This window comes from Variovorax sp. PDC80 (genome assembly GCF_900115375.1).
Classification (GTDB): domain Bacteria; phylum Pseudomonadota; class Gammaproteobacteria; order Burkholderiales; family Burkholderiaceae_C; genus Variovorax.
The window spans coordinates 846,144-866,942 of sequence record NZ_FOWG01000002.1 but is presented as its reverse complement, the minus strand read 5'-3'; the positions used below and the strand labels follow the sequence as shown (position 1 = coordinate 866,942).

The window sequence follows — 20,799 nt, the reverse complement described above, 5'->3', positions numbered from 1 at the left end:
TTCGGGACAATCGAGCCATGCCGGCCATCGATTTCACCGCTCCCGTGCTGGCCATGCTGGCCGCGCTGTGGATCGCGCTCGCGGTCGACCTCTGGCTCGGCGAGCCGCCCGCGCGCTGGCATCCGGTGGTGTGGATCGGGCGCTACCTGGGCTGGGCCGGCGCGCGCATCGCGCCCCCGTTCGGCGCGGCCTCCGGCAAGGCAGGGCGCGCCTTCGTGCTCGGCGCCATCGCCTGGTGCGCGGGGGCGCTGGCCGTGCTCGCGATCGCCGTCGCGCTGCAGGCCGCGCTGCAGCAGGCGCTGCCGGCCTGGGCCTTCGCGCTGCTGCTGGGACTGGTGCTCAAGCCGCTGTTCGCCTGGCGCATGCTGCGCGACGAGGTGCTCGCGGTCGAGGCCGCGCTCGGCGAGTCGCTGGAGGCGGGCCGGATGCGGCTCGCGCGGCTCGTGAGCCGCGATGTCTCGCAGCTCGGCGAGCGCGAGGTGCGCGAGAGCGCGATCGAATCGCTGGCCGAGAACCTCAACGATTCGCTGGTGGCGCCGGTGTTCTGGTTCCTGCTGTTGGGCCTGCCGGGTGCGGCGCTCTACCGCTTCGCCAACACGGCCGATGCGATGTGGGGCTATCGCGGCGAACGCGGCGGCCGCGACTGGACCTGGGCCGGCAAATGGGCCGCGCGCGCCGACGACCTGCTGTCGTGGCTGCCCGCGCGGCTCACGGTGCTGCTGCTCGCGCTGGCGGCCGGGCGCTGGCCGCGCGGCCTCGCGCGCGAGGCGCGACGCACGCCATCGCCCAACAGCGGCTGGCCGATGGCCGCGATGGCGCTGCTGCTCGGCGTGCGGCTGGCCAAGCCCGCGGTCTATGCGCTCAACGCCGAGGGCCGGTCCGCGATGCCCGCCGACACCGCGCGTGCCGCCCGCTTCGGGCAGCGCGCCGTGCTGCTGCTGGCGCTGGCCGCCTGGCTGCCGGTCGTTCTCCTGTTCATGGCGGTGCGATGAGCGAGCTCGACTTCACCCCGACCCACGGCGGCCCCGATGCCCTTGGCGCGCCCGCGCACGATTTCTCGACCAATGCCAATGCCTGCGGCCCGTGCCCCGAGGCGCTGGCGCAAGTGCGCGCGGCCGACGCGACGCGCTATCCCGATCCGGCTTACACGGCCCTGCGCGCGCGGCTCGCGGCGCTGCATGGCGTGGAGCCCTGGCGCATCGTGATCGCGGCCGGCGCGAGCGAGTTCATCCGTCGCATCACCGCCTGGGTGGCGCAGGAGGACCGCGGCGCGCACGGCGAGGTCGTGCTGCCGGCCACCTCCTATGGCGACTACGCGGCCGCCGCGCGCGCCTGGGGCCTGCAGGTGGTGCGCGCGCCGCAGGCGGCGCGCCGGCCGCGGCTCGCGTGGTGCTGCGATCCGTCGGCGCCGCAGGGGCAGGCGCAGCCCGGCCTGGCCGCATCGATCGCCGCGCTGCCCGAGGATGTGTCCTGCGCGCTCGACCGCGCCTACGAACCGTTGCGGCTCGAAGGCGAGCAGGCGCTGGCGCCCGCGCGGCTCGACCGGCTCTGGCAGATGTGGTCGCCCAACAAGGCGCTGGGCATGACGGGCGTGCGCGCGGCCTATGCGATCGCGCCGACGGATGGTCAGGAGGCGGTGGGCGCGCTGCTGCGCCTGGGTTCATCGTGGCCCGTGGGCGCGCATGGCGTGGCGATGCTGTCGGCCTGGGCCGAGCCCGCGGTGCAGGCCTGGGTGCGCGACAGCCTGGCCACGCTGCGCGAATGGAAGGCCGCGCAGCTCGCGCTGTGCGCGCGCATGGGCTGGCAGACCACGCCCAGCGTGGCGAACTACCACCTCGCACAACCGATGACGACGGACTTCGCGGGCCTGCTGGCCGGCTTGCGCGCCGAGGGCATCAAGCTGCGCGACTGCGCGTCCTTCGGCCTGCCGGGCCAGGTGCGCATGGGCGTGCTGCCGCCCGCGAGCCAAGCCGCGCTGCACGCCGCATGGCGGCGCCTGGCGGGTGCAAACTAGCCGACAAGAACGACCACGAGGACCTTGCCATGCTCTACGCCATCACCACGCTCTTTCTCTGCCAGCTCGCCGGCGAACTGCTGGTGCAGTGGCTGAGCCTGCCGGTGCCCGGCCCGCTGCTGGGCATGCTGTTCCTGTTCGCGGGTCTGCTGTGGCGCGGTGGCGTGCCCGAGAGCCTGGGCGAGACCTCGGGCCATCTGCTGCGCAACCTGATGCTGCTGTTCATCCCGGCCGTGACCGGCGTGATGCTGCATTTCGAACGCGTGGGCCGCGAGTGGCTGCCGTTCCTGGCCGCGGGCATCCTGGGCGCGGCCTTCACCATGACGGTGACCGCGCTCACCTTGCGCTGGATGATCCGCATCACCGGCAAGAACGCCCAATGAGCGCGCCCGCGAAGCTGTCCGAGATCTGGGTCTTCCTGGCCCAGTCGCCGCTGCTGTGGCTCGCGCTCACGCTGCTGGCCTACCTGGGCGCGCTGTGGCTGCACCGGCGCAGCGGCGCCAACCCGGTGGTCAATCCGGTGCTGGTGTCGGTGATCGTGATCGTCGTCGTGCTGCTGGCGACGCGCACGCCCTACGACACCTACTTCGAAGGCGCGAAGTTCGTGCACTTCCTGATCGGGCCGGCCACGGTGGCGCTCGCGGTGCCGCTCTACAGCCAGGTGGCGCGGCTGCGCCGGCTGTGGCTGCCGATCGGCGTGGCGCTGCTCGCGGGCTCGGTGGCGGCCATCGTGTCGGCCGTGGGCATCGCGTGGGCGCTCGGCGGCTCGCACGAGCTGCTGATGTCGCTGGCGCCGAAGTCGGCCACCATGCCGATCGCGATGGGCGTGTCGGAAAAGATCGGCGGCCTACCTTCGCTGTCGGCGGTCGCGGCCGCGATCACCGGCATCGCGGGCGCGATCATGGCCACGGGCCTGTTGAACCTGCTGCGCATCAAGGAGCCCGCGGTGCGCGGCTTCGCGGTCGGCATCACGGCGCATGGCATCGGCACCGCGCGCGCGATCCAGGTCAACGAGACCGCGGGCGCGTTCTCGGCGCTCGCGATGGGGCTCAACGGCATCGCGACGGCCTTGCTGGTGCCGCTGGTGGTGCGCTGGCTCGGGGCCTGAGGGCAGGGATCGTTCGGGCTGAGGCTGGCCTGTCCTGAGCTGGTCGAAGGGCGAAGCCTTGCGCGGCGCTTCGACAGGCTCAGCGTGAACGGGTGGGGGATCTCAGGTCGCGGCGCGCTCCTGCAGCACCAGCGAGATCTCGACCGCACCGCCTCCCGGCAGCGAGGCCACGCCGACCGTGGTGCGCGCGGGCAGCGGCTGGTCGGGGAACACCTGGCGCAGCAGCTCGCTCGCGGCATTCATCACCCGCACGTGCTGCGTGAAGCCGGGGCCGGCCTGCAGGTAGCCGGTGAGGGCGACGATCTTCTGCACCCGGTCGAGGCCGCCGAGCTCGGTGCGCGCGGCACGCAGCAGCGCGATGGCGGCGGCGACCGCGGCCCGTTCGCCGAGGGCGATGCCCGCGTCGCTGTCGTCGATAGTGCCCGCGATCACCACGCCGTTCTCGCGCCCGACCACGCCGCTCGAATGCAGCAGCTCGCCGGCGCGCGCGAAGCTCGCATAGCGGCCCGCGGGGCGCGCGGCGGGCGAGGCATCGTGGCCCGCCTGGGCGGCGAGTGCCTCCAGGCGCCGGTCGGCATCAGTCATGCGGCACCTCGTCCATCGCCTGCGCGTCGCCGCGCAGCCAGCAGCCTTCGGCGGCATCGGCCTGCGCGGGCAGCCGCACCTGGATCGCCGACGGCGAGCCCATGGCCTCGCCCTGGCGCACCGTGACCAGCGTGCCGTCCGCGCCGACCAGCGACATCTCGCGCAGGCCCCAGGCCAGCGCGGCGGCGGCGATGCCGGTGGCCGCGTCCTCGGGATAGCCGGAGGAGCGCGGGAACTGGCGCGCGCTGACCTCGGTGCCCTGCGCGTCGGCATTCGATGCGAAGGGATAGAGCCCGGTCGAGCCGAGCCGGTCGCACAGCGCCTCGACGCGCGCGAAGTCGGGCCGCAGGCCGTGCAGCAGTTCGAGGCTCTCGAGCCGCACCAGCGTCTTCACGCGGCTGGTGGCGGCGTTGAGCACGGGCGCGACGATCCGCACGAGGTCGATGCCCAGGCACTGCGCGATCTCGCGCACCAGCGCCGCGTCGACCGCGGCGATGGTGGCGCTGGGCTGGCTGATCTCGACCGCGCCGTCGACGAAGCGGCCGTGCACCGTGCCGCTGAGCGTCTGCACCGCGATCGGTTCGCCGTTCCAGCGACCGCGCTCGTGCAGCAGCCACAGGGCGCCAAGCGTGGCATGGCCGCACATCTCCATCTCGTGGCGCGGCACGAAGTAGCGCATGCGCAGGCGGTGCCGGGCGGCATCGTCGGGCGCGAGCACGAACACCGACTCGTGCCCGCTCTCGCGGGTGCGGGCCTGCATGTCCTCGGTGGACATGGCATCGGCATCGAGCCAGACCGGGGCCGGGTTGCCGCCGACGCGGGTGCCGGGGCGGGGGAAGACGCGAACGAGCTGCATGGTCATCTCAGTCCGCCTTCGCGTTGACCGAGCGCGCGATGCCGCCCCACAGCGCAATGTCGGCGCGCACGCGCTGGCCGAACTGCTCGGGCGACCAGCTCGCGGGCGAGACGCCCTTGGCCATCATGTCGGCGCGCAGGTTGCGGTCCTGCAGCGCCTTGTCGAGCGCGGCGCGCAGCCGCTCCACCACCGGTTTGGGCGTGGCCGCGGGTGCCATTAGCCCATACCAGAGCTCGGGCATGAAGTCCTTGATGCCCGCGGCCTCGAAGCTCGGCAGTTCTGGAAAAACCGCCGAGGGCTGGCTGATCGCGAGCGCGCGCATGCGGCCGGCGCGCACCTGGGGCGCGAGCGCGGTGGGGTTGTCGAACAGCGCCTGGATCTGGCCGGCCATCAGGTCGGTCTGCGCGGGCGCGGCGCCGCGGTAGGGAATGTGGGTCATCTCGATGCCGGTGCGCTGCTTGAACAGCTCGCCGGCGAGGTGGCTCGCGGTGCCGTTGCCGATGCTGCCGTAGTTGAGCGTGCCGGGCTTCGCCTTGGCGTCGCGGATGAATTCGGCGAGGTTCTTCGCGGGCAGGGTGGGCGCCACCACCAGCACGAAGGGCGTGGTGCCCAGCGTGCCCACGGGCGCGAGGTCGGCCAGCGGGTCGTAGGGCAGCTTGGGGTAGACGGCTTGCGCCGAGGCGATGGTCGTGGTGGTGGCGGCCACCAGCGTGTAGCCATCGGGCGCGGCCTTGGAGGCATAGCCCGTGCCCACCGTGCCGCCGGCGCCCGCGCGGTTGTCGATGATCACCGGCACGCCGAGCTCGGCCTGCAGCCTGACCTGCACCGCGCGGAAGATCACGTCGGTGCCGCCGCCGGCCGGGAAGGGCACGACGATGGTGATCGGCTTGGCGGGATAGGTGTCGGCGGCGGCCGCGGCACCGCAGGCGGCGGCGAGCAGGGCGGCGGCGGCCATCAGGGCGAGGCGCCGTGGCGGGCGGAGGCTGGCGGTCATGGAGGTCCTTGGCGGAGCGGGTGGAGGAGGGGCCTAGTCTTCCCGTCGGTGCCCATCCGCGTGCCTCCGTTCGCGACGCCGGCGCGCACGATCGCGACATCGGCCGCGCGATTGACCACACAATCGGCCCATGCCGTCCCCCGCCGCCCCCTCCGGACCGCGCATCTCCGCGTTCGCCGACCGCCTGGCCCACAAGGCGACGCCGGTGGCGAGCACGCTCGACGGCTACGCCACCACGCCGCATGCGCACGATTGCGACATGCTGTTCGTGCCGCTGGCGGGGCGCTTCGACGTGATCGATCCGCGCGGCGACGCGCTGCAGTCCTCGCCCGGCCACTTCCTCTGGTTCGCGGCCGGCGCCGCCCATGCCACCAGTGCGATGACGCTGCGCCAGACGCACCTCGCGGTCTATGTCGATTCGGAGTTCTGGGACACGGCGCTGCGCGCGCACGGCATCGCGAAGCCGGCCCAGGGCCTGCGCGCGGGCAGCGGCGCGCTGAACCTGCTGTCGCACCGGCTGCTCGATATGGCCGGCACGCCCTCCGCACCCGAACCCTCGATGGCGCACGTGGCCCACTGCGGCGCGCTGGTGATGGAGGCGGCGCGGCTCATGGCCAACCCGCTGGTGCATCCCGACGGCCGCGGCACGCCCGGCGCGGTGATCGCCGCGCTGCTGGCCAGCGACATCGAGGCCGAGCTCGCGGCGCCGCTGCCGCTCGAGGCCTTCGCGCCACGCCACCGGCTCTCGCGCCGGCAGGTCGAGCGGCTGTTCCGCGCGGCCTACGGGCTGTCGCCGCTCGAGTTCCAGCAGCAGCGGCGGCTCGAGCGCGCGCGTCATCTGCTGCAGAACACCGACGAATCGGTGCTGTCGGTGGCGCAGCAGGTCGGCTGGGCCTCGGGGGCCTATCTCACGCGCATGCTGGGCAAGGCCTGGGCGACGACGGCGGGCGAGCTGCGCGCGCGGCGGCCGCCGGCCTAGAAGAAGCAGTCGAGGGTCGGAAAGCGGTCCGTGCCCTCGATGCAATCCCACAGGTAGATCGCGAAGCCGGGGTCGCCGGTCCACAGCGAATAGCGCCGGTGGCCGTGCGCGGCCAGGTCGGCCTCGGTCTGCGCGATGCCGTGCATGGCGAAGGCGCGCGCCCGGTCCAGCCAGGCGGCGTCGCCGAAGCGGCGGTGCAGCTTGAGGAAGGCATAGCCGTTGCCGCCGGTGCCGTGGCACAGGTTCGCGCCCTTGTTCAGCGGGCCGGCCTGCCAGGTGGTCTCGCCGGCGGCCAGCAGCAGCTCGTCGAGCGTGTCGCCCGGAAAGTCCGCGAGGCAGATCACGAAGCCCGGCGCGCCATGGCACATCTGCACGAGTTTCGGCCGCGAGGCATCGGGCAGCGGGAACAGGCGCGGGCGCCAGTTCGCCTGCGCGCCCTCGCGGTCGGCGGTGCGTTGCACGGTGTTGGCGATGCAGTCGCGCCAGGCGTTCCATTCGGCGTCGTCGAGCAGGTGGCGGCCATGGATCAACGGCACCGCGGTGGCGACGAAGCCGTGCACCGCGTCGATGTAGGTCGAGCGCTGGCCATAGAGCTGCTGGGTCCAGAAGTGGCAGCCGAAGTCCTCGGACCATTCGAGCTGCGACCACAGCCGCCGCGCGGTGTCGCGGTAGATATGAGCCCAGCGCTGCTCGCCGGTGCGCTCGTGCATGAACAGCGCCGCGAGCATGGTGCCGGGCGTGCCCCACATCAGCTCGAGGGTTGGGTCGCCGAGGTGGCCGCCGCACAGCCGGGCGAGTTCGTCGGCGATGGCGGCCGAGGGCTGGAGCCGGTGCTCGAGCAGCCGGATGCCGGTGTCGCCCATCAGGTAGGCCGCGAAGCCGGCGTCGGCGGGGCGGCCCATGGCCGCGCGGTTGGCGGCGATCAGGCCCGGCACGACCGGCGCGTAGTCGCGCGCCAGCCGCGCGGCGCCGCGGTCCTGCAGATGGTGCAGCGCCCAGATCACGCCGCTGGCGCCCCAGTACAGCAGGTACTGCGGGGCGGGGTCCGGCGCGTCGCCCGGATGCATGGGCCACAGCCCCTCGGGCGTGAAGCGCGACTCGGTGTCGCGCACGATGCGCTCGATGGCTTCGCGCGCGCGGGCCTCGTCCCAGGCGTCGGCCCGCAGGGGCTCGTGGCGCTCGGGCGAGAACAGCATGGCGCTCAGCGCCGCTGCAACCGCGGCGTCTTCGCGAACAGCTCGGCGGCCCAGTCCACGAAGGCGCGGACCTTGGCGCTCAGGTGGCGGTTGGGCGGGTAGACCACGTGGATCGGCAACGGGTCGCGGTGCCAGTCGGACAGCACCTCGATCAGCTCGCCGCTCTCGAGGTGCGGCTCGGCCATGAAGGTGATGCACTGCGAGATGCCGAAGCCGCCGAGCACGGCCGCCATGTGGGCGTTGCTCTCGTTGACCGACACCCGGTAGGGGCCGTTGAGCTCGATGTGCTCGTCGCCCTTCTTGAACTCGTGCGGGTAGACGCGTCGCGTGGTGCCCGAGAAGTAGCTCACCACGTGGTGCCGCTTCTCGATGTCGTTCGGATGCTGCGGCGCACCATAGCGCTTGATGTAGGCCGGCGAGGCCACGGTCACGAAGTGCAGGGTGCCGATGCGCCGCGCCACCAGCGACTGGTCGGCGAGGTCGCCGGCGCGGATCACGCAGTCGACGTTGTCGCTGATCAGGTCCACCGTGCGGTCGCTGACCCCGAGATCGACCTGGATCCCGGGATAGCGGTCGCAGAAGGTGGCCAGCGCCGGCAGGATCACCAGCCGCGCGACCGAGGTGCCGACGTCGATGCGCAGCCGGCCCGTGGGGCTGGACTGCGCATTCGTCATGCTGGCTTCCATGTCGTCGAAGTCGTTGAGCAGCCGCGCCGCCCGCTCGAAGTACGCGGCGCCGTCCGGCGTGACCGTCACCCGGCGGGTGGTACGGTTCAGCAACTTCACGCGCAGCCGCGATTCCAGGGCCTGGATCTGCTTGGTGACGGTGCCCTTGGGCAGGGCGAGCGAGTCCGCCGCGCGGGTGAAGGTGCCGGCTTCCACGACGCGGACGAAGATCCGCATGGCCTGGATCTGATCCATCGAATGCCTGTTCTTGAGACCCGGCCCTCGCCGGGGGGTGCGGATTCTCACACAAGGCCATAACCCTTTGGTGACCCGGTCCGATTGTTCGTAGTTTGGAAACAGAGTAGGGCTTGCATCCCTGTTTAACGCGACAGTCGGCGCCTTATATTTCAACCATCGCCCATTTCCCGAGGTCGTCCCCATGTCACCCCGTCCATCGTCCCGCTCCGCCGAAGCAGTCGCGCTCGCCGCGGTGCAAGGCGCGGAAGCCGATCTGTCGATCGAGCTGCCCGGCCGCGATCCGGTGGGCGCCCGTGTCTACGGCCAGCGCCCCAAGGGAGAAACCGTGCCGTTGGTGCTGCACTTCCATGGCGGCACCTTCATCTGCGGCGGGCTCGACAACGGCCGCAACGTGGCGCGCCTCCTGGCCGGCGCCGGTGCGGTGGTGGTCTCGCTCGACTACCCGCTGGCCCCCGAGTCGCCGTTTCCCGAGCCGATCGAGGTCGGCTACGCGGCGCTTGAATGGCTCTACAAGCAGCGCGTCAAGCTCGGCGGCCGCGGCGCCCAGGTCTACCTGGCCGGCGAGGAAGCCGGCGGCAACCTGGCGGCGGCGGTGGCGCTGATCTCGCGCGACCGCGCCCATCCGCCGCTGGCGGGCCAGATCCTGCTGTCGCCGATGCTCGATCCCTGCGCCGGCACCGCGTCGCTGCGCAAGGCGACCAACGACTCGCCCGAGTGCCGCTGGGCCACGGGCTGGGAGAAGTACCTGAGCTGCCCGTCGAACGCCACCCACCCCTATGCGGTGCCCAGCGGTTCGCTGCGCCTCTCGTCGCTGGCCCCGGCCCTGGTGCTGGTGGGCGAGGACGACGCGATGCGCGACGAGGCGCTGACCTTCGCGGGCCGGCTGCGCTCGGCCGGCATCGAGGTCACGAGCGCGGTGCTGAGCAACGCGGCCGAATGGCCCAAGGCGCTCTACGACGCCGAGTGCATGGGCTGCAAGGTCTGCGAAGCGACCGTGCAGCAGCACTTCCGCGAGTTCTTCGCCGCGACCACACCGCCCCAAGGGGCGACACCGAAGCCCAGTTAGCCAGCGACGTCAGCCAGATAGCCAGCCGCTAGCGCGGTGAGGTCGGTCGCCAACGCGGCGACGGCCCCGCCGATACGGCCGAGCCACCGGGGGCACCCGGTGCGGCCGGCCTTTTTCCGAAATCTCCGTTTTTCTTGGTGCGAGGGCGCCAGGACGGACTGTTGCATCCCGAAAAGTCATCCGAGTCATTTGAGTCATCTGAGAGAAGGACGAATCACCATGTCGAACAACAAGCCAACGTTTTCCTCCGCGGCCCGCAAGGGCCTGTGGCCCGCCGTGACCGGCGTCACCGCCTTGCTGGCGGTGGCCGCCGCGGTGCTGGGCATGCACAGCTTCAAGGCCGAGGCCAACGCGCCGGCCGCGGGCGCGCCGCAAGCCATCCCGGTCTCGGTCGCGGCGGTGGCGCCGAGCGAGATCAACGCCTGGGACGAGTTCTCGGGCCGCCTCGAGGCGGTCGAACGCGTCGACGTGCGCTCCCGCGTCGCGGGTGCCGTGCAGTCGCTGCACTTCCGCGAAGGCGCGCTGGTCAAGCAGGGCGACCTGCTGGTGACCATCGACCCCGCGCCGTACGCGGCCGAGGTCGAGCGCGCCGAGGCGCAGGTGGCGTCGGCGCAGGCCCGCCAGTCCTTCAGCCGCAGCGAGCAGGAGCGCGCCAAGCGCCTGTGGGACGAACAGGCGATCGCCCAGCGCGAATACGACGAGCGCGTGAACGCCGGCCGCGAAGCCGAAGCCAACCTGCGCGCGGCCCAGGCCTCGCTGCAGTCGGCACGCCTGAACCTGGGCTACACCCAGGTACGGGCCCCGGTCTCGGGCCGCATTGGCAAGATCGAGGTCACGGTGGGCAACCTGGTGGCGGCCGGTCCCGGCGCCCCGGTGCTGACCACGCTGGTCTCGGTGAGCCCGATCTACGCGAGCTTCGATGCCGACGAGCAGGTGATCACGCGGGCCCTGAAGGACCTGCCGACCGGCTCCAGCGCGCGCGGCCAGATCGAATCGATCCCGGTGCAGATGGGCACGGCCGGCCTGGAGGGCACGCCCTTCGTCGGCAAGCTGCAGCTGATCGACAACCAGGTCGACGCCCGCAGCGGCACGGTGCGCGTGCGCGCCTCCTTCGACAACAAGGACGGCGCCCTGATCCCCGGCCAGTTCGCCCGCATCCGCATGGGCCAGGCCCGCAACGACACCGCGCTGCTGGTCAGCGAACGCGCCATCGGCACCGACCAGAACAAGAAGTTCGTGATGGTCGTGGGCGAGGACAACAAGGCGGTCTACCGCGAAGTCGCGCTCGGCGCCTCGATCAACGGCCTGCGCGTCGTGAGCAAGGGCCTGAAGGCGGGCGACCGCGTGGTGGTCAACGGCCTGCAGCACATCCGCCCGGGTGCGCTGGTGGCGCCGCAGACCGTGACCATGGACGCCAAGGCCGACGGCAAGGCGCAACAACCGACGGAACAAGTGGCGCAGGCCGCGAAGTCCTGAACGACACCGGGCCCCGCGCGCCAGCCTGAGCACAGGCCGGCGCGCCGGGAAACCCGGGACACCGACAACGGCGACAGCGGCAACGGCCGGCTCGCCAGCGTTACTCGAAGTTCCTTGATGGGAGCCACCTGGATGCCGCTCGTCTTTTTCGAAGCGGCGTGGATCGCGCTGTCCGCGCGATGGAGCCAACGAAATGAATCTCTCTAAATTCTTCATCGACCGGCCGATCTTTGCCGGCGTGCTGTCGCTCTTGATGCTGATAGCCGGCCTGATCGCGCTGCGCGGTCTGCCGATCTCCGAGTACCCGGAAGTCGCGCCTCCTTCGGTGGTGGTGCGCGCCCAGTACCCGGGTGCCAACCCCAAGGTGATCGCCGAGACCGTGGCAACCCCGCTGGAGGAGCAGATCAACGGCGTCGAGGGCATGCTCTACATGGGCAGCCAGGCGACCACCGACGGCGTGCTGACACTCACCGTCACGTTCCGCCTCGGCACCGATCCCGACAAGGCACAGCAGCTGGTGCAGAACCGCGTCTCGCAAGCCGAGCCGCGCCTGCCCGAGGAAGTGCGCCGGCTCGGCATCACCACGGTGAAGAGCGCGCCCGACCTCACGATGGTGGTCCACCTCGTGTCGCCCAACGGCCGCTACGACATCAACTACCTGCGCAACTACGCGGTGCTGAACGTGAAGGACCCGCTGGCGCGCATCGAAGGCGTGGGCCAGGTCCAGATCTTCGGCGGCGGCGACTACTCGATGCGCGTCTGGCTCGACCCGCAGAAGGTGGCGCAGCGCGGCCTCTCGGCCTCCGACGTGGTGGCAGCCATCCGCGGCCAGAACGTGCAGGCCGCGGCCGGCGTGGTCGGCGCTTCGCCGGGCCTGTCGGGCGTGGACATGCAGCTCTCGATCAATGCGCAAGGGCGCCTGCAGAGCGAGGAAGAGTTCGGCGACATCATCGTCAAGAGCGGCACCGACGGCGCCGTGACCCGGCTGCGCGACATCGGCCGCCTGGAGATGGGCGCCGCCGACTACTCGCTGCGCTCGCTGCTGAACAACGATCCGGCCGTCGGCATGGGCGTGTTCCAGGCACCCGGCTCGAATGCGCTCGACATCTCGTCGAACGTGCGCAAGACGATGACCGAGCTCAACAAGAACATGCCGGAAGGCCTGGAATACCGCATCGCCTATGACCCGACGCAGTTCGTGCGCGCGTCCATCGAATCGGTGATCCACACGCTGCTCGAAGCCATCATGCTGGTGGTGCTGGTCGTGATCCTGTTCCTGCAGACCTGGCGCGCGTCGATCATTCCGCTGCTGGCCGTGCCGGTGTCGGTGATCGGTACCTTCGCGGTGCTGCACGTGCTCGGTTTCTCGATCAACGCGCTGAGCCTGTTCGGGCTGGTGCTGGCGATCGGCATCGTGGTGGACGACGCCATCGTGGTGGTGGAGAACGTCGAGCGCAACATCGAGGCGGGGCTCACGCCGCGTGAGGCGACCTACCGCGCGATGCGCGAAGTGTCCGGGCCCATCATCGCGATCGCGCTGGTGCTGGTGGCCGTGTTCGTGCCGCTGGCCTTCATCAGCGGCCTCACGGGCCAGTTCTACCGCCAGTTCGCGGTGACCATCGCGATCTCGACCGTGATCTCGGCGATCAACTCGCTGACCCTGTCGCCCGCGCTCGCCGCCTTGCTGCTGCGCGGCCATGACCAGCCCAAGGACGCGCTGACGCGCGGCATGGACAAGGCCTTCGGCTGGCTGTTCCGCGGCTTCAACAAGTTCTTCCATCGCGGTTCCGAGGCCTACAGCGGCGGCGTCAAGCGCGTGATCTCGCGCAAGACGCTGATGCTGGTGATCTACCTCGCGCTGGTCGGCGTGACCTTCGGCCTGTTCAAGGCCGTGCCCAGCGGCTTCGTGCCGGCGCAGGACAAGCAGTACCTGATCGGTTTCGCGCAGCTGCCCGACGGCGCCACGCTCGACCGCACCGACGAAGTGATCCAGCGCATGGGCGAGATCATGAAGAAGAACCCGAACGTGGAAGACGCCATCGCCTTCCCGGGCCTGTCGATCAACGGCTTCACCAACAGCTCGAACTCGGGCATCGTGTTCGCGACGCTCAAGCCCTTCGACCAGCGCAAGCGCGCTGACCAGAGCGGTGGTGCGGTGGCGGGCCAGCTCAACGGCGCCTTCTCGAGCATCCAGGATGCGTTCATCGTGATGTTCCCGCCGCCGCCGGTGGCGGGCCTGGGCACCACGGGCGGCTTCAAGCTGCAGATCGAGGACCGCGCCTCGGTCGGCTACGACCAGATGGACGTGGCGGTCAAGGCCTTCATGGCCAAGGCCTATGCCGCGCCCGAACTCACGGGCATGTTCACGAGCTGGCAGGTCAACGTGCCGCAGCTGTACGCCGACATTGACCGCACCAAGGCGCGCCAGCTCGGCGTGCCGGTGACGGACATCTTCGACACGATGCAGATCTACCTCGGCAGCCTCTACGCCAACGACTTCAACAAGTTCGGCCGCACGTACTCCGTGCGCGTCCAGGCCGATGCGCCTTACCGCGCCCGTGCCGAAGACGTGGGCCTGCTGAAGGTGCGCTCGACCTCGGGCGAGATGGTGCCGCTGGCCGCGCTGATGAAGGTCAACTCGACCTTCGGTCCGGAACGCGCCATGCGCTACAACGGCTACCTGGCCGCCGACATCAACGGCGGCCCGGCCCCCGGCTACTCGTCGGGCCAGGCGCAGGACGCGATCACCAAGATCGCGGCCGAGACGCTGCCCAAGGGCGTGAGCTTCGAGTGGACCGAGCTGACCTACCAGGAGATCCTGGCCGGCAATTCCGCCTTCCTGGTGTTCCCGCTGGCGATCCTGCTGGTGTTCCTGGTGCTGGCCGCTCAATACGAGAGCCTGACGCTGCCGATCGCGATCATCCTGATCGTGCCGATGGGCATCATGGCCGCGATGGCGGGCGTGTGGATCTCGGGGGGCGACAACAACGTCTTCACGCAGATCGGGCTGATCGTGCTGGTGGGGCTCAGTGCGAAGAACGCGATCCTGATCGTGGAGTTCGCCCGCGAGCTCGAGTTCGCGGGACGCACGCCGATCCAGGCCGCGATCGAAGCCAGCCGCCTGCGTCTGCGCCCGATCCTGATGACCTCGCTGGCCTTCGTCATGGGCGTGCTGCCCCTGGTGCTGTCGACCGGCGCGGGCTCGGAGATGCGCAAGGCGATGGGCGTGGCGGTGTTCGCCGGGATGATCGGTGTGACGGCCTTCGGCCTGTTCCTGACGCCGGTGTTCTACGTGCTGATGCGCCGCATCGCGGGCAACCGGCCGCTGAAGCTGCACGGCGAAGTGCCGCATGGCGAGGACTTCGTGTCGGCCGACCATCCGGCGCCGGCCTCGGGCGGCTCGCACGGCGGATCGGGCGGTGGCCATGGCGGCGGCCTGCATCCGGTGCCGGCCTCGCCGCGGACCTCGCATGAATGACGAACGAACCACAGAACAAGAAGGAAGCTCGATCATGAACTTCAAGCTCTCATCCCTCTCGGCGCCGCTGCGCGCGGCCGTGCTGCCCCTGGTGGCGGCCCTGGCCCTGGCCGGCTGCGCGAGCGTGCCCTCGGGCCTGCCCGAGACCCCGGCCGCGGCCCAGTTCAAGGAGCAGGGCGCCACGCCGCCCGCCGGCTGGACCCGCGCCGTGCCTTCCGAGGGCGCCGCGCGCGGCGCCTGGTGGCAGGCCTTCAACGATCCGGTCCTGAACGAGCTCATCGCCAAGGCCGAGGTCAGCAACAACAACATCCAGGGCGCGGCCGCGCGGCTGGCCGAGGCCCGCGCCATCGCGCGCAGCGTCAACGCCGACCGGCTGCCGCAGGTGGGCCTGAGCGCCGGCGCCAACCGCGGCGCCGGCCTCGACAAGACCACGGCCAGCACCTCGCCGGCCACCATGACCAATGCCGGCGCCACCTTCTCGTACGAGCTCGACCTGTTCGGCCGCCTCTCGCGCGCCAGCGACGCGGCGCGGCTCGACGCGGCCGGCCGCGAGGCGCTGCTGCAGAGCACGCGGCTGGCGGTGCAGGCCGAGGTGGCGCAGACCTACCTCACGCTGCGCGCCCTCGATGCCGAGCGCGTGCTGGTGCGCGAGCAGGTCGAGGCCTACCGCGACACGCTGCGCCTGTCGCAGCGCCGCCAGCAGGCCGGCGACATCGCCGAGCTCGACGTGGCGCGGGTGCAGACCGAGGTCTCGTCGACCGAGTCGGACGCGCTGGCGATCGATCGCCAGCGGGCCCAGGTCGAGCATGCGCTCGCGGTGCTGGTGGGCGATTCGGCCTCGAGCTTCGGCGTGCGTCCGGCCGACTGGACCACCGCGCTGCCCGCGATCCCGCCCGGCGTGCCGGCCACGGTGCTGACGCGCCGGCCCGACGTGTCGGCCGCGCAGAACGCGGTGTTCGCGGCCCAGTCGCGCGTGGGCGTGGCGCAGGCCGCGTGGTTCCCGGACATCTCGCTGACCGGCGCGGCCGGCTATGCCTCGCCCGAGGTCGGCGACCTGTTCAAGTGGTCGGCCCGCTCGTGGGGCGTGGGCGCGCTGCTGTCGCTGCCGATCTTCGACGGCGGCCGCCGCGAGGCCGGGCTGCAGAGCGCCAATGCGCAGCTCGACGGCGCGCTGGCCAGCTACCGCAACCAGGTGCTGGTGGCCTTCCAGGAGGTCGAGGACCAGCTGTCGTCGATCCGCATCCTGCAGGAGCAGTCGGGCGTGCAGGCCACGGCCGTGGCCTCGGCCGCGCGCGCGACCAGCCTGTCGGACACGCGCTACCGCAACGGCTACATCAGCCAGCTCGACCTGCTCGACGCGCGCCGCAGCGAGCTGCGCAACCGGCGCCAGGCGCTGCAGGTGAAGTCGGCGCAGTACCAGGCGGCCGTGGGGCTGATCCGCGCGATCGGCGGCGGCTGGGAAGTGCCGGGCGCGGTGGCCTCGGGCGACGGCGCCCCGCGCGGCCCGCAAAGCTGAGCGCGCTTCGCGTCGTCCCTACGCGCCCCGCTTCGGCCAGCGGTGGCGCGTGCCGCCCGAACGGCGGTCGGCCTTCTCGGGCACCATGCCCTGGGCGCTGAGCGCGCCGCCGCGCTGCTCGAGCCGCTGCAGGCACTGCAGCAGGATCTCGATGTGCGCGGGTTCCATGCCGTCGAGCAGGCCGGTGTTGAGGTCGGCGATGCGCGGGAACAGCTCGTCGTAGAGCTGCCGGCCCGCGGGGCTCAGCCGCACATGCACCTCGCGCCGGTCCTCGGCGTCGCGGCGCCGCTCCACCAGCTGCTTCTCGACCAGGCTGCGCAGCCCGCGCGAGGTGCGCACGCGGTCCAGGTTCAATTGCTCCGACAGTGCCGAGGGCGTGATCTCGCCGGTCTGCGCGAGCGTGCCGATCATTCCCCATTCGCGGCGCGTGATGCCGAAGCCGCCCTCGACCAGCCGCGTGGCCATGCCGGCACCGGCGCGCGCCGCGCGCGAGAGCCGGTAGAGCAGCAGGTCGTCGAGGGAGCGGGGCGCGAGCAGCGCGGCCGCGTCGGGAAAGGCTTGCAGGGAAGAAGAACTCACGGAGGGCGCGGGATGTGGCGGCGCCGCCGCGGCGCCCGATGATGGATTAGATCAACTATTTGTTACCTGCATATAAACAGCGTAACAAAAGCCGGCCACCAGCCGCCGGCGTGAGGAGATCCCCCCGTGCCCTTTTTTCCCTCCCGGCGACGACTCGCCGCCTGCTGCCTCGCGCTCGCGATCGGCGGTGTCCTGGCGCCCGCGCAGGCGCAGAACCTCGAGAGCCCGCTCACGCTGGTCGTCGGCTATGCGCCCGGCGGCAGCACCGACCGCATCGCGCGGCTGATCGCAGAACGGCTCGGCCCCAAGCTCGGCGTGGCGGTCACGGTCGAGAACCGCGCGGGCGAGGGCGGCCGGCTCGCGGCCAAGCAGCTGCGGCGCGCACCCGCGACCGAGAACGTGCTGATGCTCGGCAACCCGGCCGTGATGGTGGTGGCGCCGCTGGTGTTCAAGGACGCGGGCTACGACCCCGACAAGGACTTCGTGCCCGTCACGCAGGTCAGCAGCTACGACTTCGCGCTGGCCGTGGGGCAGAAGCTGCAGCTCGACCGCGCCATGTTCCTCGTGGGCCGGCTCTGGGCCCATCCCGAGGAGGCGATCTTCGGCGTGCCGGCCACCGGCAGCCTGCCGCACTTCTTCGGCCTGATGGTGGGCGATGCGCTGAGCGTGCAGCCGCAGATCAAGGGCTATGGCGGATCGGCGCCGCTGGCTGCCGACCTGACCGGCGGCTCGCTGCCGATCGCCATCGACACGCTGGACTCGCTCTATGCGCAGCACGTGGCCGGCAAGATCCGCATCCTGGCCGTGTCGGGCAAGAAGCGCGCGAGCTTCGCGCCCTCGCTGCCGACCTTCCGCGAGGCCGGCATGAAGATCGATGCCGACGGCTGGAACACCTTCTTCGCGCCGAGCAGCATGCCGCCGGCCAAAGTTCAGCTGCTGGCCGCGAAGATTCGCGAGGTGATGCAGGACCCGGGGCTGCAGAAGGCGGCCGATGCGCTCTACATCACGCCGGTGGTCAGCAGCAATGCCGAGACGGTGCAGATGCTCAAGGCCTACCGGCAGCAGTGGGAGCCGGTGGTGCGGCGCTCGGGCTTCGCGCCCTGAGCGCGCGCATTCAGGCGTCCGGATCGGACGGCCGCGCGGCGCTGATCTTCTGCAGCTCCGCCACGCCCATCACCAGCGCATTCGAGTAGCTGGCCTCGGCGCGCGCCGCGCGGCGGTAGACGCGGTAGTCGAGCACGTCGGCCTCGCCGCTGTCCAGCGCCTCGAGCAGGACCCAGTGGAAGCGGTCCGGTTCGGGTTCTTCGACGGTGAGGGCCAGGTCGTTGAGGGCGGGCATGGGGCGGGTTCGCGGGGCGTTGTGACGGAGAAGCCCTGTATACGGAGGATTCGCCGAACCGGATGCAGCCCGTGGGTTCGCCGGCCCGGTTGCGTGACGGAAGCCGCATTCCGGCGTTGCGTTTCGGGCACCCGCGCGCGCTCAACGACAATCCCGCCATGAATTTCCAGGCAGCGGCGGCGCCGGCGAGCGCGCGAGAGCACACCGGCGGGGCGCGTTGCGTGATGGTGCTGGGCACGACCAGCGGGGCCGGCAAGAGCTGGATCGCGACCGCGCTATGCCGCTGGTATGCGCGCCAGGGCCTCAAGGTGGCGCCCTACAAGGCGCAGAACATGAGCAACAACGCGCGCGTGGTCGAGGGCGGCGAGATCGGCAGCGCCCAGTACTTCCAGGCGCTCGCGGCCCGGGCGCGGCCCGAGGTGCGCATGAACCCGCTGCTGCTCAAGCCCGAGCGCGACACCCACAGCCAGGTGGTGCTGATGGGCCAGGTCGACGAGACCCTGTCGGCGCTGCCGTGGCGCGGCCGCAGCGAGCGCGTGTGGCCGCAGCTCGCGCGCGCGCTCGACGAGCTGCGCGCCGAGAACGACGTGGTCGTGATCGAGGGCGCCGGCTCGCCGGCCGAGATCAACCTGATGGCCAGCGACATCGTCAACCTGCGCATCGCGCGTCATGCCCGGGCGCGCTGCCTGCTGGCCACCGACATCGACCGCGGCGGCGCCTTCGCCCATCTCTACGGCACCTGGGCGCTGCTGCCCGAGGCCGACCGCGCGCTGCTCGCGGGCTTCGTGCTCAACAAGTTCAGGGGCGATGCCTCGCTGCTCGCGCCCGCGCCCGAGCAGCTGCGCGAGATGACCGGCGTGCCCGTGGTCGCGACCCTGCCGATGTGGTGGCAGCACGGCCTGCCCGAGGAGGACGGCGTGTTCGACGACCGCAGCCGGTCCTCGGGCGCCGTGACGCGCACCGTGGCCGTCATCGCCTATCCGCGCATCAGCAACCTCGACGAATTCCAGCCGCTGAAGAACGTGCCCGGCGTGCGCCTGGTCTGGGCCCGCGCACCGGCAGACGTGGCCGGCGCCGACTGGATCGTGCTGCCCGGCTCCAAGCACACCAGCGGCGACCTGGCCTGGCTGCGCGCGCAGGGGCTCGACCGCGCGGTCGCCGAGCATGCGGCGCGCGGCGGCGTGGTGCTCGGCGTCTGCGGCGGGCTGCAGATGCTCGGCGAGGCGCTGGTCGATCCGCACGGCATCGACGGCAACGCGCCCGGGCTGGGCCTGCTGCCGCTGGTGACGGTGTTCGAGCGCGACAAGACCGTGCGCCGCCGCGAGGCCGCCTTCGGCACGCTGGCGGGCGCCTGGGCCGCGCTGTCGAACGTGGCGGTGGCCGGCTACGAGATCCACCACGGCCAGACCGCGGCCCATCCGCAGATGGCCGGCGACGGCGGCGCGGTGATGCCCGAGGGGCTGGCCTGGCAGAACGCGCGCGGCAACGTGCTCGGCCTCTACCTGCACGGGCTGTTCGAGGACCCCGCGGCGCTGCAGGCGCTGTTCGGCGTCGCGGCGCCCACGCTCGACGCCACCTTCGACGGCCTGGCCGACTTCATCGACAACCACTTCGACGCCGGCGTGCTCGCCGGTCTGATTGCATGACCCACGACGACCTTCTTCCCGCGGTGCCCGACATCGCCGACGCCGCGCTCGCGGCCCGGCTGCAGGCCGTGCTCGACAACAAGACCAAACCGCTGGGCGCGCTCGGCCGGCTCGAGGCGCTGGCGCTGCGCCTGGGCACGATCCTCGGCACCGAGTCGCCGGCGCTCGAGGCGCCGCAGATGCTGGTCTGCGCGGCCGACCACGGACTGGCGGCGCGCGGTGTCTCGGCCTATCCGAGCGACGTGACCTGGCAGATGGTCGAGAACTTCCTGGCCGGCGGTGCCGCCGTCAGCGTGCTCGCGCGCCAGCACGGCCTGGCGCTGACCGTGGCCGACTGCGGCGTGCGGCGCGACTTCCAGCCGCGGCCCGGCCTGGTGCAGCGGCGCATCGCGGCGGGCACCGCCGACGCCTCGGCCGGTCCGGCGATGAGCGCCGCGCAGTGTGCGCAGGCCATCGCCAACGGGCGCGAGATCGTGCGCGCGCTGCCGGGCAATGCGCTGCTGCTCGGCGAGATGGGCATCGGCAACAGCTCGGCCGCCGCGCTGCTGCTGGCGCGCCTGGCCGACATCGACATCGACCGCTGCACCGGCGCCGGCACCGGGCTCGACGCCGACGGGCTGGCGCGCAAGCGCGCCGTGCTGCGCGAGGTGCTGGCGTTGCATGCGGGCGCCACAGCGCCGCTCGACGCGCTGGCCGTGCTCGGCGGCTTCGAGATCGCGACCCTGGTCGGCGCGGTGGTGCAGGCGGCCGAGGAACGGCGCGTGATCGTGCTTGACGGCTTCATCGCGAGCGCCGCCGTGCTGGTGGCGCAGGCGCTGCGCCCGCATGTGGCGCAGCGCTGCGTGGCGGCCCACGTCTCGGCCGAACCGGGCCATGCGCTGCTGCTCGAGCGGCTGCGGCTCGAGCCGCTGCTGAACCTGGGCCTGCGCCTGGGCGAGGGCTCGGGCGGCGCGCTGGCCTGGCCGCTGCTCGAATCGGCCTGCCGCATCGTGCGCGAGATGGCGAGCTTCGAATCGGCCGGCGTCTCGCGCAAGGACGCCTGAG

19 protein-coding genes are annotated in these 20,799 nt (G+C 71.7%); 12 read left to right on the top strand and 7 right to left on the bottom strand.

Annotated features, from left to right (window positions below; all coding sequences use genetic code 11):
* Positions 1 to 17 precede the first annotated feature (17 nt).
* The 4 genes from cbiB to BM109_RS09550 are packed head-to-tail and all read left to right on the top strand — an operon-like array spanning position 18 to position 3,122.
* Positions 18 to 992, top strand: a complete 975-nt coding sequence (gene cbiB / locus BM109_RS09565; protein WP_093342336.1) for an adenosylcobinamide-phosphate synthase CbiB — start codon at positions 18 to 20, stop codon at positions 990 to 992.
* Complete coding sequence (locus BM109_RS09560) at positions 989 to 2,014, top strand: aminotransferase class I/II-fold pyridoxal phosphate-dependent enzyme (protein WP_093342334.1); 1,026 nt, start codon at positions 989 to 991, stop codon at positions 2,012 to 2,014. The genes cbiB and BM109_RS09560 overlap by 4 nt, the downstream gene beginning before the upstream one ends.
* A 29-nt stretch (positions 2,015 to 2,043) precedes the next feature.
* Positions 2,044 to 2,397, top strand: coding sequence for a CidA/LrgA family protein (locus BM109_RS09555; RefSeq protein WP_093342333.1), 354 nt, complete (start codon positions 2,044 to 2,046; stop codon positions 2,395 to 2,397).
* A complete protein-coding gene (locus BM109_RS09550) occupies positions 2,394 to 3,122 on the top strand; it encodes an LrgB family protein (RefSeq protein WP_093342331.1) in 729 nt (242 codons plus the stop codon). The genes BM109_RS09555 and BM109_RS09550 overlap by 4 nt, the downstream gene beginning before the upstream one ends.
* 102 nt (positions 3,123 to 3,224) lie before the next feature.
* Here BM109_RS09550 and BM109_RS09545 read toward each other — a convergent pair whose 3' ends face one another.
* The 3 genes from BM109_RS09545 to BM109_RS09535 are packed head-to-tail and all read right to left on the bottom strand — an operon-like array spanning position 3,225 to position 5,557.
* On the bottom strand, positions 3,225 to 3,707 hold the full coding sequence (locus BM109_RS09545) for a RidA family protein (RefSeq protein WP_177239290.1): 483 nt from the start codon (positions 3,705 to 3,707) through the stop codon (positions 3,225 to 3,227).
* The gene (locus tag BM109_RS09540; RefSeq protein WP_256222455.1) at positions 3,700 to 4,563 is read right to left on the bottom strand and encodes a PhzF family phenazine biosynthesis protein; all 864 of its coding nucleotides are present in this window, start codon (positions 4,561 to 4,563) and stop codon (positions 3,700 to 3,702) included. The genes BM109_RS09545 and BM109_RS09540 overlap by 8 nt, the downstream gene beginning before the upstream one ends.
* Positions 4,564 to 4,570: 7 nt before the next feature.
* The gene (locus tag BM109_RS09535; protein ID WP_093342329.1) at positions 4,571 to 5,557 is read right to left on the bottom strand and encodes a Bug family tripartite tricarboxylate transporter substrate binding protein; all 987 of its coding nucleotides are present in this window, start codon (positions 5,555 to 5,557) and stop codon (positions 4,571 to 4,573) included.
* A 130-nt stretch (positions 5,558 to 5,687) separates the two neighbouring features.
* Here BM109_RS09535 and BM109_RS09530 point away from each other — a divergent pair, with 130 nt between their 5' ends.
* Positions 5,688 to 6,536 (top strand): helix-turn-helix domain-containing protein, encoded by an 849-nt coding sequence (locus BM109_RS09530; protein ID WP_093342327.1) that lies wholly within the window; start codon positions 5,688 to 5,690, stop codon positions 6,534 to 6,536.
* Here BM109_RS09530 and BM109_RS09525 read toward each other — a convergent pair.
* Positions 6,533 to 7,732 (bottom strand): lanthionine synthetase C family protein, encoded by a 1,200-nt coding sequence (locus tag BM109_RS09525; RefSeq protein ID WP_093342326.1) that lies wholly within the window; start codon positions 7,730 to 7,732, stop codon positions 6,533 to 6,535. The two genes, BM109_RS09530 and BM109_RS09525, sit on opposite strands and share 4 nt — an antisense overlap.
* A gap of 5 nt (positions 7,733 to 7,737) precedes the next feature.
* Positions 7,738 to 8,652 (bottom strand): LysR family transcriptional regulator, encoded by a 915-nt coding sequence (locus tag BM109_RS09520; RefSeq protein WP_093342324.1) that lies wholly within the window; start codon positions 8,650 to 8,652, stop codon positions 7,738 to 7,740.
* 184 nt (positions 8,653 to 8,836) lie between these two features.
* Here BM109_RS09520 and BM109_RS09515 point away from each other — a divergent pair, with 184 nt between their 5' ends.
* The 4 genes from BM109_RS09515 to BM109_RS09500 all read left to right on the top strand — a co-directional run bounded on the left by BM109_RS09515 (position 8,837) and on the right by BM109_RS09500 (position 16,191).
* Positions 8,837 to 9,721, top strand: a complete 885-nt coding sequence (locus BM109_RS09515) for an alpha/beta hydrolase (protein ID WP_093342323.1) — start codon at positions 8,837 to 8,839, stop codon at positions 9,719 to 9,721.
* A gap of 219 nt (positions 9,722 to 9,940) precedes the next feature.
* A complete protein-coding gene (locus BM109_RS09510; protein WP_093342321.1) occupies positions 9,941 to 11,197 on the top strand; it encodes an efflux RND transporter periplasmic adaptor subunit in 1,257 nt (418 codons plus the stop codon).
* Positions 11,198 to 11,390: 193 nt separating this feature from the next.
* A complete protein-coding gene (locus BM109_RS09505; RefSeq protein ID WP_093342320.1) occupies positions 11,391 to 14,675 on the top strand; it encodes an efflux RND transporter permease subunit in 3,285 nt (1,094 codons plus the stop codon).
* 34 nt (positions 14,676 to 14,709) lie between these two features.
* On the top strand, positions 14,710 to 16,191 hold the full coding sequence (locus BM109_RS09500; protein WP_093342319.1) for an efflux transporter outer membrane subunit: 1,482 nt from the start codon (positions 14,710 to 14,712) through the stop codon (positions 16,189 to 16,191).
* Positions 16,192 to 16,209: 18 nt separating this feature from the next.
* On the opposite strand, the gene BM109_RS09495 is transcribed toward BM109_RS09500, so the two are convergent.
* Positions 16,210 to 16,755: a MarR family winged helix-turn-helix transcriptional regulator gene (locus tag BM109_RS09495; protein ID WP_093342498.1), complete on the bottom strand. Its 546-nt coding sequence runs from the start codon at positions 16,753 to 16,755 to the stop codon at positions 16,210 to 16,212.
* Positions 16,756 to 16,896: 141 nt separating this feature from the next.
* Here BM109_RS09495 and BM109_RS09490 point away from each other — a divergent pair, with 141 nt between their 5' ends.
* Positions 16,897 to 17,874, top strand: a complete 978-nt coding sequence (locus BM109_RS09490; protein ID WP_093342317.1) for a tripartite tricarboxylate transporter substrate-binding protein — start codon at positions 16,897 to 16,899, stop codon at positions 17,872 to 17,874.
* A gap of 10 nt (positions 17,875 to 17,884) precedes the next feature.
* On the opposite strand, the gene BM109_RS09485 is transcribed toward BM109_RS09490, so the two are convergent.
* On the bottom strand, positions 17,885 to 18,109 hold the full coding sequence (locus BM109_RS09485; protein WP_093342316.1) for a hypothetical protein: 225 nt from the start codon (positions 18,107 to 18,109) through the stop codon (positions 17,885 to 17,887).
* Between the two features lie 158 nt (positions 18,110 to 18,267).
* Between BM109_RS09485 and BM109_RS09480 the strand changes: the two genes are divergently transcribed.
* Both BM109_RS09480 and cobT read left to right on the top strand, forming a co-directional pair.
* Complete coding sequence (locus BM109_RS09480) at positions 18,268 to 19,755, top strand: cobyric acid synthase (protein WP_256222453.1); 1,488 nt, start codon at positions 18,268 to 18,270, stop codon at positions 19,753 to 19,755.
* Positions 19,752 to 20,798, top strand: coding sequence for a nicotinate-nucleotide--dimethylbenzimidazole phosphoribosyltransferase (cobT, locus tag BM109_RS09475; RefSeq protein ID WP_093342315.1), 1,047 nt, complete (start codon positions 19,752 to 19,754; stop codon positions 20,796 to 20,798). The genes BM109_RS09480 and cobT overlap by 4 nt, the downstream gene beginning before the upstream one ends.
* The last annotated feature ends 1 nt before the right edge of the window (position 20,799 follow it).

What these genes read in the sequence shown, in the direction of transcription:
- BM109_RS09530 (WP_093342327.1), top strand. Translation starts at nt 5,688, where the DNA reads ATGCCGTCCCCCGCCGCCCCCTCCGGACCGCGCATCTCCGCGTTCGCC.
- BM109_RS09540 (WP_256222455.1), bottom strand. Translation starts at nt 4,563, where the DNA reads ATGCAGCTCGTTCGCGTCTTCCCCCGCCCCGGCACCCGCGTCGGCGGC.
- BM109_RS09520 (WP_093342324.1), bottom strand. Translation starts at nt 8,652, where the DNA reads ATGGATCAGATCCAGGCCATGCGGATCTTCGTCCGCGTCGTGGAAGCC.
- BM109_RS09545 (WP_177239290.1), bottom strand. Translation starts at nt 3,707, where the DNA reads ATGACTGATGCCGACCGGCGCCTGGAGGCACTCGCCGCCCAGGCGGGC.
- BM109_RS09480 (WP_256222453.1), top strand. Translation starts at nt 18,268, where the DNA reads ATGAATTTCCAGGCAGCGGCGGCGCCGGCGAGCGCGCGAGAGCACACC.
- cbiB (WP_093342336.1), top strand. Translation starts at nt 18, where the DNA reads ATGCCGGCCATCGATTTCACCGCTCCCGTGCTGGCCATGCTGGCCGCG.
- BM109_RS09485 (WP_093342316.1), bottom strand. Translation starts at nt 18,109, where the DNA reads ATGCCCGCCCTCAACGACCTGGCCCTCACCGTCGAAGAACCCGAACCG.
- BM109_RS09555 (WP_093342333.1), top strand. Translation starts at nt 2,044, where the DNA reads ATGCTCTACGCCATCACCACGCTCTTTCTCTGCCAGCTCGCCGGCGAA.
- BM109_RS09500 (WP_093342319.1), top strand. Translation starts at nt 14,710, where the DNA reads ATGAACTTCAAGCTCTCATCCCTCTCGGCGCCGCTGCGCGCGGCCGTG.
- BM109_RS09535 (WP_093342329.1), bottom strand. Translation starts at nt 5,557, where the DNA reads ATGACCGCCAGCCTCCGCCCGCCACGGCGCCTCGCCCTGATGGCCGCC.
- cobT (WP_093342315.1), top strand. Translation starts at nt 19,752, where the DNA reads ATGACCCACGACGACCTTCTTCCCGCGGTGCCCGACATCGCCGACGCC.
- BM109_RS09560 (WP_093342334.1), top strand. Translation starts at nt 989, where the DNA reads ATGAGCGAGCTCGACTTCACCCCGACCCACGGCGGCCCCGATGCCCTT.
- BM109_RS09525 (WP_093342326.1), bottom strand. Translation starts at nt 7,732, where the DNA reads ATGCTGTTCTCGCCCGAGCGCCACGAGCCCCTGCGGGCCGACGCCTGG.
- BM109_RS09505 (WP_093342320.1), top strand. Translation starts at nt 11,391, where the DNA reads ATGAATCTCTCTAAATTCTTCATCGACCGGCCGATCTTTGCCGGCGTG.
- BM109_RS09550 (WP_093342331.1), top strand. Translation starts at nt 2,394, where the DNA reads ATGAGCGCGCCCGCGAAGCTGTCCGAGATCTGGGTCTTCCTGGCCCAG.
- BM109_RS09515 (WP_093342323.1), top strand. Translation starts at nt 8,837, where the DNA reads ATGTCACCCCGTCCATCGTCCCGCTCCGCCGAAGCAGTCGCGCTCGCC.
- BM109_RS09510 (WP_093342321.1), top strand. Translation starts at nt 9,941, where the DNA reads ATGTCGAACAACAAGCCAACGTTTTCCTCCGCGGCCCGCAAGGGCCTG.